The organism is uncultured Anaerovibrio sp., assembly GCF_947302755.1.
Lineage (GTDB): Bacteria > Bacillota > Negativicutes > Selenomonadales > Selenomonadaceae > Anaerovibrio.
Map to the genome: position 1 here is coordinate 1 of NZ_CAMYWM010000083.1, position 10,945 is coordinate 10,945.

Annotated in this window: 11 protein-coding genes; all 11 read right to left on the minus strand. The window is 50.9% G+C overall.

Annotation, left to right across the window (positions count from 1 at the left end):
* Window positions 1-126: 126 nt before the first annotated feature.
* Window positions 127-777 (minus strand): histidine phosphatase family protein, encoded by a 651-nt coding sequence (locus Q0Y54_RS08625; protein ID WP_297966379.1) that lies wholly within the window; start codon window positions 775-777, stop codon window positions 127-129.
* A gap of 5 nt (window positions 778-782) precedes the next feature.
* On the minus strand, window positions 783-1,868 hold the full coding sequence (cobD, locus tag Q0Y54_RS08630) for a threonine-phosphate decarboxylase CobD (protein WP_297966381.1): 1,086 nt from the start codon (window positions 1,866-1,868) through the stop codon (window positions 783-785).
* A 22-nt stretch (window positions 1,869-1,890) separates the two neighbouring features.
* On the minus strand, window positions 1,891-2,754 hold the full coding sequence (locus Q0Y54_RS08635; protein ID WP_297966383.1) for a GHMP kinase: 864 nt from the start codon (window positions 2,752-2,754) through the stop codon (window positions 1,891-1,893).
* Between the two features lie 15 nt (window positions 2,755-2,769).
* Window positions 2,770-3,528, minus strand: coding sequence for an adenosylcobinamide-GDP ribazoletransferase (gene cobS, locus Q0Y54_RS08640; RefSeq protein WP_297966384.1), 759 nt, complete (start codon window positions 3,526-3,528; stop codon window positions 2,770-2,772).
* Window positions 3,529-4,488, minus strand: a complete 960-nt coding sequence (gene cbiB / locus Q0Y54_RS08645; protein ID WP_297966386.1) for an adenosylcobinamide-phosphate synthase CbiB — start codon at window positions 4,486-4,488, stop codon at window positions 3,529-3,531. It abuts the gene before it with no gap.
* Window positions 4,488-6,017, minus strand: a complete 1,530-nt coding sequence (locus Q0Y54_RS08650) for a cobyric acid synthase (protein WP_297966388.1) — start codon at window positions 6,015-6,017, stop codon at window positions 4,488-4,490. The genes cbiB and Q0Y54_RS08650 overlap by 1 nt, the downstream gene beginning before the upstream one ends.
* A 28-nt stretch (window positions 6,018-6,045) precedes the next feature.
* Window positions 6,046-6,603: a bifunctional adenosylcobinamide kinase/adenosylcobinamide-phosphate guanylyltransferase gene (cobU, locus tag Q0Y54_RS08655; protein ID WP_297966390.1), complete on the minus strand. Its 558-nt coding sequence runs from the start codon at window positions 6,601-6,603 to the stop codon at window positions 6,046-6,048.
* The gene (locus tag Q0Y54_RS08660; RefSeq protein ID WP_297966392.1) at window positions 6,591-7,991 is read right to left on the minus strand and encodes a cobyrinate a,c-diamide synthase; all 1,401 of its coding nucleotides are present in this window, start codon (window positions 7,989-7,991) and stop codon (window positions 6,591-6,593) included. The genes cobU and Q0Y54_RS08660 overlap by 13 nt, the downstream gene beginning before the upstream one ends.
* A gap of 21 nt (window positions 7,992-8,012) precedes the next feature.
* Window positions 8,013-8,648: a precorrin-8X methylmutase gene (locus tag Q0Y54_RS08665; RefSeq protein ID WP_297966393.1), complete on the minus strand. Its 636-nt coding sequence runs from the start codon at window positions 8,646-8,648 to the stop codon at window positions 8,013-8,015.
* A 216-nt stretch (window positions 8,649-8,864) separates the two neighbouring features.
* Window positions 8,865-10,511 (minus strand): ShlB/FhaC/HecB family hemolysin secretion/activation protein, encoded by a 1,647-nt coding sequence (locus Q0Y54_RS08670; RefSeq protein ID WP_297966394.1) that lies wholly within the window; start codon window positions 10,509-10,511, stop codon window positions 8,865-8,867.
* 3 nt (window positions 10,512-10,514) lie between these two features.
* Window positions 10,515-10,945 (minus strand): hypothetical protein (locus Q0Y54_RS08675; RefSeq protein ID WP_297966395.1); only part of this gene is annotated, 431 nt, incomplete at its 5' end.

A 10,945-nucleotide genomic window follows, 5' to 3' on the forward strand; every position in this document is an offset into this window, starting at 1 on the left:
TATATAATATCTCTAAGTTGCTTTTATGTCAAGCACTTTTTGATATTTATTTTTTTGTTGTCCTGATGAAGCTTTAACCCTCTCTTGTGACAACGTTGATTATGATACTATCTTTTTATATTATTGTCAACTCTTTTTTATCCACTTATTATTTTGGGGTGCCAGGTCGGTGCCAGTTAAGTGCTCAGTGGAATTCATCAGCTCCACAGTCATTCCTTCATCGTAGGCCGTCACAATATTTACAGCCGTATTATCCTGACGTATGCGCCACATATTTCTTAGAGGCATTCCCAGGGCATGGCATAGAAGAGTCCGTATTACTCCCCCATGGGCCACTATTACCACCGTTTTGTCCGGATTAGCCCTGATTATGGCTTCCATTTTGCCCACTGCCCGTTTCTGGACCTCCACAAAACCTTCTCCCCCGGGACAAATCAGTTCGTCCGGCCGGCTGAACAGCAGCTCATGCTCCTGGGGCCATTGGCCGTGGATTTCCTCGTAGGTAAGGCCCTCCCACTGACCAAAGCTGATCTCGCAAAATTCCTGGCAGGTCTCCACGGACATGGCAAAATGCCGCCCTATGGCCTCCCCGGTCTCCCTGGCACGTACCAGGGGACTCGAATATATTTTATCTATATGGTCCAGGGGAAAGCCTTCCCCCAGGCGAAGAGCCTGGGCCTTGCCTATCTCACTTAATTCAATATCAGCCTGACCCTGATATTTGCCCAGCTTATTCCATACCGTCTGTCCATGACGGACCAAAACCACCTTTGTCATGGCAATCACCTTCCCACCTTGTTATTCAGCACCTGTTTAATCCTAGCCACCAGCTGTTCATTATCAGCCCGCAGTCTTACGGCCACCCGTACATGATAAGCATCCATTCCCGGATAATTGCTGCAATCCCGTACAAGAATACCATATTCCCCCAGCATGGCCGTAAATTCGCTGCTGGTCAGTCCGGTCCCTTCAATACTTATCAATATAAAATTCACTGATGGCCTATAGACCTTGAGGCCGCTGATACCCGACAGGGCATCGTACAAATAATTCATACATACGGGAATAATCTGCCGGGTATCCATTTGATAAGCCCTATCCTTTAATGCCGCCACACCGGCCATTTGAGCCAAAAGATTAACATTCCAGGGATCCCTGCCCATTTCCAATTTCTCCATAAGCTGCTTATGGGCTGCACCAAAGCCCAGCCGCAGGCCGGGTATAGCAAAAAACTTGGTCATGGAGCGAAGCACCAGCAGATTAGGATATTTTTCCACTAAATCCATTACCCGATAATTCCCATCATGGGGCAAAAAATCCAAAAAGGACTCATCCACCAATACATCTGTCTGGGTAACAAGGGCCCTGGCTAAAATAGCCTCCAGCTCCACCCGGTCAATCAGCTCTCCCGTTGGATTATTGGGATTGCCCAATACCACCGTATTCACCTCAGGCAGCAGCTCCATCAGCGCAGCCCTGTCCAGAGTAAATTCCCGGCCCTTATCCATATAGAGCCGTCTTATCTCACATCCGGCAGCCAGGGCCGCCCGTTCATATTCACTGAAGGAGGGTACAGGAATAAGCACCTTGTCCGGCTTAACGCAGTGGAAATAAATATACATCAGCTCCACGGCCCCGTTACCCAGTATTATCCTCTTTTCAGCTACACCATAATGCACAGAAATAGCCTGCTTCAGCAAAGCTCCCGCAGGATCGGGATAGTGAACCAGGCTCTCCATATTATCCATTATCGATTTTTTTATGCTGTCTGATAGTCCCAGTGGATTTATATTAGCACTGAAGTCCACAACCGCTGGATTGTGAACTCCGGCACTATACACATTACCACCATGTTCAAAAGGCTTCATGCTTTACCAATACATCCTCTAATCATCTTTGTCTTATAATCCAGCCGCCTGAGGTCAGACGTTCTGTTTCAAAATATTCCAGCTTAGGGAATTTTTCTCCCATAGCCTTGACTATATCCATAACCTTCCGCATGGATTCATCCGGTCTGAACAGCAACCCCAGCATGGTGCCGCTGTGGGCCACATTTACGCCCAGGGCCCCCTGGCCTTCGGCAAATTCGATAATTTCCTCCAGCTGGGGCTTTTCCACCAGCTTCTGATTGGCCCTGGCACTCATGGTGGCTACCCGGCCAATATTTTCCGGTGAAAAATCTCTGCTCAGGGAATCCACGGCCTCCAGCAGCTCCGCCGGGCTGTCATCATTGCCATGATTTTGGGAATAATCCGAATGGAACTCGATGGTATTCAGCGTTCCACCGGTATCAAACATGGCTATAATTATCTTGGGTACCGGCTTGTAGGTTTCAATCAGCTTTCCGGTCATATAATCCATCTGAACTACACCGGGGTAAAAGGTACCATCCGTCGGTTCAATTCCCGCCGCAATCTCGGCTACCTCCTCCGGCTCCAGCTCTTCATCAATAGCTGTGGCTACAGCCTGTATTACAGCAACAATATCCGCCGTGCTGGCCGCCATTCCCTTACCGGTAGGCAGCTGAGACTCCAAAGCAATTCCCAGGGGAAAGTCAGTAAACCCCATGTATCCCACTGTGTTTTTCAGTGCGGCACGGGCCTTCTTGCCAAAGCCGGTTTTTGCAGAGGTTCTTTCTGTTACCAAAGCTCTGGAATACAGCCCTATAGGACAGGTAACCATAAAGGGCTGCCCATTTCGCCAGCCCTGTGCAATCTCCCCACAGGAGCCGGGAACTAATACTTCCAATAACATTTATCTCTCCCCCTCTTAAAAAGGTATATTACATGTAAATACGACCAAAACCACCAGCTCGCACAGGGTAGTAACCGCCCCATAAACGTCACCGGTTACTCCCCCTAATATTTTAGTCACATAATTGCAAAAGAATATGGTGAATAAAAATGCTACCAACAGGGCCGCCATGGCAGTAATCCCCCAGGGAACAACCATAGCCATACCATATAGCATCACCACCGCCAAAACCGGCTTGCTGGTATATCCCCTAAAGGACTTGCCCATTCCTTCCTTTCTGGCATAGGGATAAAGGGCTATGGTCAGCACCATCATCATTCGGGAAATGATTGGCATAACGAAGAGCGCCACCGGCAATTTTTCCACCGGCAAATCGGATATGGCCCCAAATTCAAAGAGCATGAGCAGAACAAAGGCCACCACTGCAAAGGCACCGGTACAGCTGTCCTTCATGATCTCCAGCATCCGTTCCCTGTCCCTGCCGGAAAAAATTCCATCAACCGTGTCCATAAAGCCGTCGCAGTGAATGCCCCCGGTAATAAGCACAGGCAATGCCACAAAGAAAACATGGGTTAAATGATGAGGTAAATTAATGCCGCAGCTTGGCAGGAAATGACAAAGCAGCCAGGCCAGGCCGCCATATATACAGCCCAGCACAGCCCCCACCAGGGGAAAATACCGGACGCTTTTGCCAAAATCCTCTTCCGTCCAAACCGTCTGTCTTACTATATTGATTCGGGTCAAAAACTGCAACCCTATCAGAAACGCATGCATTTAAAAAACTCCCACGCTACAAATTACAAATAACAAATGACATATTATCAAAAACAAAATAGTATCTGTATACATCAGACGAATTGTCTTCATAATATGGTCAAGTCCCAATTCTTCTATGGGATCCCCCATATATTCACGAAAATGGACCCTGCCAAAATATGAATTAAAGCCTCCCAGGCGTATATGCAGGGCCCCGGCCACCGTTGCCTCAGCCCAGCCCCCGTTGGGACTGGGGTGCTTGGCCGCATCCCGCCGTAAAATCTGCCAGGCCTTTTTTCCATCATAGCCCAATATAAAGGCAGACACCACGAACAAAAGACCGGTAATCCGCGCGGGGATATAGCCCAGAACATCATCGGTTCTGGCTGCCACCCGACCGAAATACATATATCGATCGTTTTTATACCCTACCATAGAATCCAGGGTATTCACTGCCCGGTACAGGAAGGCCAGGGGTACACCACCTATGGCAAAATAAAACAGGGGGGCAATAATGCCATCCACCGTATTTTCCGCTATAGTTTCGATTGTGGCCCGGGACACCTCTCCCGGCGTCAGCTCCTCCGTATCCCGACCCACAATCCAGCCCACCTTATACCGGGCCTGCTCCTGGTCATCAGCCGCCAAATAATCATATAGCTCTTTGCCGGCTGCCGCCTGGATTTTTGGGGAAATCGTAAAGCTAAGAAAAAACGCCTCTATAAGGGTTATAACATAAACATTATCCAACAAATTTACCAAATTCATTATACCATTTACTACTGTAAAGGTGAATAGTAAAACCAAAACAACCAGGAAGCCGCCTAATATGAGCTTCCTGTTATCACTGTCATCCTTGCTGTAGAGCATTCCCTCGATACCGGCAATGAGGTTGCCGATAAGCACCACCGGATGAAGCTTGCTCCGGGGATCCCCCATTACCGCATCCATAAAAAATGCTATTATAGCTGTTACCATTAATTCTTCTCACCCATTATTTCCATTAATTTATCCATATCCAAATGCTGCTCTACAATATCGGCCAACCGCTCATAGCTTTGCTGCTTTTCCGCCATAACATTTCTGGTATTTTTCAACGGCTCCAGCCCCTTGGTCCGGCGGACCGCATTCAGCACACTGCGCCTAAATTCATCGTTGTCAAACACCCCATGGATATAGGTGCCAAACACATTGCCTGCGGCACAGGCCGTTCCCTCTGTACTGCTGCAGGCCTTGCGGCTGCGCTCCTTTATAACGAAGGGATGGCGGTCCGAGTCTCTGACGAACTCCGTCTGACCCATGTGGATTTCATAGCCGGCCAAATCCCGGGCATTGATTGTCTGGTTCATAAACTGCAAGCCATTGCAGTCAGCCCTTACCTGATTGGTTAGCTTCCTTTCAGCAAACAGGGTGGTCATACCAAGGAGGCCCAACCCCCTGACCTCATCATTATCTGACTCGGTATGATGGGGATCCATAATCCTTTCACCCAGCATCTGATAGCCGCCGCAAATGCCAATAACCGCCTTCCCGGCCTCAGCATGCTTTTTTATCAGCGAACCAATGCCGGATTTGTCCAGATACAGCATATCCTCGGTGGTATTTTTGCTGCCTGGCAGCATAACAATATCCGGAGTCCCAAAGGCTGCGGCCTCCTGGACGTAATATAAGGACACATCCCCCTCATTGGCCAGGGCATCAAAATCCGTAAAATTGGAAATCTTCGGGGTCTGGATAACGGCAATTTTGATATCACCATTCATAGGCACAGCCTGCTTTTCCTGTAGGGATACGGAGTCCTCATCATCTATGCCCATTTGTTCAATATGGGGTACCACCCCGAGAACCGGCTTGCCCGTTTTTTTCTCCAAAAAATCCAGGGCCGGTGTGAGGAGGCTTACATCCCCCCGGAATTTATTGATAACCAGCCCCTTCACCAAGGCCCGCTCATCCTCGTCCAATAATTCCAGGGTACCCACCAGAGAGGCCAGGGCCCCGCCCCGATCTATATCCGCTATCAGGAGAACCGGGGCATTTAAATATTTGGCCACCCGCATATTAACGATATCATTGGCCTTGAGATTTACCTCCGCCGGACTGCCGGCTCCCTCGATAACTATGGTATCAAACTCCCGGTCCAGACGGCCCAGAGCCTCCTTGACTGCCTCAAAGGCCTTGAGGGAATACCCCTGATGATATTCCCTGGCGGACATATTGCCCACCGGCTTACCCATAATCACCACCTGGGAACAGGAATTGCCTGTAGGCTTCAGCAGCACCGGATTCATATCCACCATGGGCTCCATGCCGGCGGCCTCAGCCTGGGCCACCTGGGCCCGGCCCATTTCGTCCCCATCCCGGGTAACATAGGAATTAAGGGCCATATTCTGGGCCTTAAAGGGTACCACCCGCTTCCCCTGCCGATAAAAAATCCGGCACAGGGCGGTAGTCAATATACTTTTTCCCACATGGGAGGAGGTTCCCATGCACATAATCTTATTTGCCATTATTAACCCCTTGTATAAACATTATTCATCAAATTTCCTCAGCCAGCCGTTTAATATCCACCGGTATACCGGAAACCACCAAAAAGACCCGGTCCGCCGCCTGAGCCAGCAGCTGGTTGGCCAGTCCGGCCAAATCCCTGTATTCCCGGGCCAGACGATTATTGGGAACTATTCCGCTGCCCACCTCGTTGGTGACAATTACCACCGTAGCATCTGACCCCAATATAGCCGCAATAAGCTCCTTAAGCTTCCCCGTCACAATTTCATAATTAGCATCAAAATCGTCAATATCCCGGACGGTGCTCAGAATGTTGCTGACATAAATCGTCATGCAGTCAAAGAGAAACATATCATAGACCTGGCCATGCTCTGCTATGACCTTATGGGCATTCTCCGGGGCCTCAAAGGTTTTCCACTCCGCCGGGCGCCGCTCCCGATGAAGCTTCACCCGATATTCCATTTCCTCGTCACAAATTTTGGAGGTGGCAATATACCCCACCCTGCTGCCATGCTTCGCCACAAACTGCTCCGCAAAGGAGCTTTTGCCGCTTCGGGCACCACCGGTAACTAAAATTATTTTTCCCATAGCTGTCCCTTATTTTTCTGCTTAAATTCCACACATTTACCTATAAAGCACTCAGCGGCCCGGTGATAGCCGGCAAAATGCATATGAAGATAGGAGCCTAATACATTGCCTCGGCAATAGCCCCCCAAATATTGGGCACCGTTTCTGGCCCGGGTAAAGGCGAAGGCCCGTTGGGCCTCTGCCGTCTCGTCTCCATCCCACTCGGTGGAGAAATGAAACTCATGGCCCTTTATAGTATCGCCCTTTTTCCCCAAAATACTGTCCTGCTGAAGCCGGGCCGACACGTAGCCCACCATCTGCAATTTCTTGTTCATTTTTACCTGGCAGGGAAGAATATCACACATGGAATAAACCCTTCCCGCAAAATCCTCCATGGCCTTGGCCAAAAACATGAAGCCGCCGCACTCGGCATAAATCGGCATACCAGCCTCGGCTGCCCAACGGATCTGCGCCATAAGCTCCCGGTTGCCGCTGAGCCTGTCGGCAAACATCTCCGGAAAGCCGCCGCCAAATATCAGTCCCTCCACCTGGGGCAGCTTCCTGTCATTCAATGGACTGAATTCCACAATCTCAGCCCCCATTTTCTCCAGCACCCCAACGCTCTCAGGATAATAAAAGGAAAAGGCCTCATCCCGGGCCAGGCCGATACGCACCTGTGGTACACCGGTCTCCCTGCTGGATTTATCCTCCACCTTTAGGGCCTCAGCCTGTTCCCCAATGCGAATAATTTTCTCTAAATCGAGCTGGGCAGCCATGGCCTGTCCCATGCGGTTGATGACTGCCTGCTCCTGATTTTCCTCCACGGGCAGCAGCCCCAGATGACGCTCCGGCATAATTAATTCATCATTGCGGCGGACTGCCCCCAAAACGGGAATATCGAGCTGCTCCAGGGCCTCCCGGATAATGCGCTCATGATTGTCGGAGCCCAGGCGATTTAATATTACGCCAGCTAATTTTACTGCCGGATCGTACAGCTTAAAGCCCAGGGCCTCAGCTGCCGCCGAGGCTCCCATGGATTTACAGTCCAGCACCAACACCACCGGAGCCGCCAATCGCTTGGCAATCTCTGCCGTGGAGCTGATCCCCTTATTTCCTCCGTCATAAAGGCCCATGACGCCCTCAATTACCGCCAAATCAGCCTGAGCCGCCGATGAGGCAAAGACCTCCACCATGGTGTCCATGGACATCAGCCAGGAATCCAGATTGTGGGAGGACTGGCCACTGGCCAGGCGATGATAGCCGGGATCTATATAATCCGGTCCCACCTTGTAGGGCTGAACCCGAAGCCCCCGTTGGCGCAATGCCGCCAATAAGCCGGTAACTATGGTGGTCTTCCCGGACCCACTTTTGGTGGCCCCAATGACCACCCTTGGTATACGGCATTCCATCTCTAACGCTCCTTACTGCCCTTATACGCGCTCATTGTCGATGATGTACATAATGGCATTTATTACCGAAGCGGCAATTGGGCTGCCTCCCTTGGTGCCCTCCACCGTTACATAGGGCACCAAAGTGTTGTTGGCAAGGGCCGCCTTGGAATCGGCTGCCCCTACAAAGCCCACGGGAATACCCACAATCAGGGCCGGATGCAGCTTCTCCTCCTCCACCATGCGCAGCACCTCAAAGAGGGCTGTTGGGGCATTGCCAATGGCAATTATCGACCCCTCCAGGTCCTTGCCAAAGCTTTGCATGGCGGCCATGGAGCGGGTAATTCCCTTTTCCTTGGCTTCCCTGGCAATTTCCGGGTCAGCTACCCGACAGAACACCTCTCCCCCAAAGGTGGCCAGCTTCCGTTTATTGATGCCGGTACGGACCATTTCCACATCGGTGTAGATATTGCAGCCTCCCTTTATTGCTTCCTTGCCGGCAGCAATGGCCTCTGGATGCAAGCGGATAATGGGAGCGTATTCCACATCGCCTGCCGCGTGAATCATCCGGGAATAAACCTTGGTCTCCTCTTCATTCAGGTTCAGCCCCTTGAGGTGAGGCGCAATTATTTCCATACTTTTATTTTCTATTTCCATAGTCTTCTTGATAAAATCCATACCTAAACATCCATTACACCATTTAGCTATTCTTTTAGGTTATCAAACAATCTGGTTAAATTATAGCATATACTCCATGATTTACATAACATAACTGGCTGAAATATACCGCCACACCAAAAAATCTCCCCCAGCTCTGTAATTTTCCCCACAAAAAACAGGCCATCGCAGTTGATGCTCTCATCAATGCAACAGCCTGTTTAAATTTAACATTCCTTACCAGGTTTTACCCACCAGGAACCAGATACGCTGTGGACTCTTGGCGTCCTCGCTGGGGTTATTGGTCAGCCCGATGCGGCGGGCGTAATCCAGCTTTACAAAATAATGATCAGGATGCTGATAGGTCAGGCCTATGCCCCAGCCCTTCAGGGTCTGGCCGCCCAAATGACCATCCCGGGCCACCTTTACATGACCCATGTCATAATAGGCCCTAAACATCAAGCCCTGCAACGGTGTACGGTAATGAAGCTCCAGGGTGCTGAGATAGCCCTCATCTCCGGCCCCGTCACCGGAAGGATATGCCCTGACACCACGGGGGCCGCCCAGGAACAGCTGCTCTGAGCTGTCCAGGTTCCGGCTGGACTTTTGCCCCTGGAAGTTAAATACCAAATCAAAATCCCGGCCCAGCTTCTGCAAGGCATTGACCTCCAAAACTCCCTTGGTAAAATTACCCAGGGTATTGCCGGCCTGGCCCACTATATCCCCCCATTGGGAATCTGAGGCCACATCGCCGATATAGCCAGCCACATCATATCGCATGGAGAAGCCGCTGGTCGTATTGCGCAGCATGCCCTCCAAGCCAACATGTCCCACATTGCTGTGCTTTTTGATATTGACCCCGTTATTGCGCATTTCATCGGTCATCGTCCGATAGGCAAAGCCATACTTTACGGACAGGCTGGAGCCCACCGTTTTCCACAACGGTGTTTTGCCGTAAATATTAAGGGTATTGGCTATACCACGGGCATCCAGGTCAGTAAAGATACTGCCCAGCTGATAATCCATGCGGCTGTACCGGATGCCAAGGGTGGTGGCACTGTGGCCCACATGGGTTTCCCAGCCCAAATTGTAATTGTGCAAATTATTGTTGGACAGGAGTCCACCTACTGTAAAGCGGCTGTCCGTATCCCCCAGGCCCATAAAATCCGCCTGAAAGCCGTAACGGTACCGTCCGGAGGACTTGGAGCCATAATTATCGGCATACAGGGTGGCCGTCTGCTTTTTCCCTGGTGTCAGGGTAACCGTCAGGTTACTGGTACCATCCTTGCTGCCCGGCTTCAAGGAACCACGGGCCTCCACACCATACATTTCATTAACGTTAAACAGACTAGTCTCCAGGGACTTTTCCTCGATAATGCCCCCTGATTTCAATCCTGCCAGCAAGCCACGGGCCCGCTCGGCCTGAGCAGGCTTCACGTGGCTATCCACCTGTATTTCATCATAGCGGCCCAGAGCCAAACGGACTATCAGGACGCCTCCCTTGGCCTTTTGTTCCGGCACATAGGCATAAGCTGCCGGATAGCCATGGCTCCGTCCATAGGTAGCCAGCTCCCATAAGACGCTGTCCAAATCCTTTACCGTAATCTCATGGCCCACAGCTTTACTGGCAATGGCCTGAAGCTGCTTTTGATCAAAATTGGTCTCCGGCTGCTCCACCTTAATGTCATTAAGAGTAAACCGCAGGGCCGGCTTTTGACTGGCCGGATTTGGCAATTGATTGTCCAATTCTGGAGCCGGCTTTTCTGTTACCGCCTCCAGACTGTCACCTGGCTCAGGAACGGCAGGTGCGGCTCCTGCCACCGAAAAAGCTGACATACTTGCCACACAGGAAAGCACCGCTGCCGCTAATACTGATTTATTCATTTCTTACTTTTCCACCTTTCCTGCATTATCTCCGTCGGCATATTCAGATATTTCAATCTGCTCATTTACTACACCGGTCTTGTTGGAAGCAATATCTGCCCCATCATCTCCCGACAACATACGGGCAATCTGATCATCAGTAAGGCTTACCGTATGTACATCATGGGCCATATCAATCATCGCCTTGGAGGCAGCATCCCCCAGGTTGGAGTTACTGTTCATCTCATCGGTACCGGAATCAGCCACCTGGGTTGCCCCAGTCACGCCGGAATATTCCGTAACTACTTGCTCTGTAGGGTCAACTGGGGGTGGCTCTTCACCGCCGCCTTGCTCTTGGCCGCCACCTTGCTCTTCACCGCCGCCTTGCTCTTGGCCGCCACCTTGCTCTTCACCGCCGCCTTGCTCTTGGCCGCCGCCTTGCTCTTCACCGCCGC

Coding starts and splice junctions, on each gene's coding strand:
- Q0Y54_RS08665 (WP_297966393.1), bottom strand. CDS start 8,648: ATGGATTTTATCAAGAAGACTATGGAAATAGAAAATAAAAGTATGGAA.
- Q0Y54_RS08660 (WP_297966392.1), bottom strand. CDS start 7,991: ATGGAATGCCGTATACCAAGGGTGGTCATTGGGGCCACCAAAAGTGGG.
- Q0Y54_RS08650 (WP_297966388.1), bottom strand. CDS start 6,017: ATGGCAAATAAGATTATGTGCATGGGAACCTCCTCCCATGTGGGAAAA.
- Q0Y54_RS08625 (WP_297966379.1), bottom strand. CDS start 777: ATGACAAAGGTGGTTTTGGTCCGTCATGGACAGACGGTATGGAATAAG.
- cobS (WP_297966384.1), bottom strand. CDS start 3,528: ATGCATGCGTTTCTGATAGGGTTGCAGTTTTTGACCCGAATCAATATA.
- cobD (WP_297966381.1), bottom strand. CDS start 1,868: ATGAAGCCTTTTGAACATGGTGGTAATGTGTATAGTGCCGGAGTTCAC.
- cbiB (WP_297966386.1), bottom strand. CDS start 4,488: ATGGTAACAGCTATAATAGCATTTTTTATGGATGCGGTAATGGGGGAT.
- Q0Y54_RS08635 (WP_297966383.1), bottom strand. CDS start 2,754: ATGTTATTGGAAGTATTAGTTCCCGGCTCCTGTGGGGAGATTGCACAG.
- cobU (WP_297966390.1), bottom strand. CDS start 6,603: ATGGGAAAAATAATTTTAGTTACCGGTGGTGCCCGAAGCGGCAAAAGC.
- Q0Y54_RS08670 (WP_297966394.1), bottom strand. CDS start 10,511: ATGAATAAATCAGTATTAGCGGCAGCGGTGCTTTCCTGTGTGGCAAGT.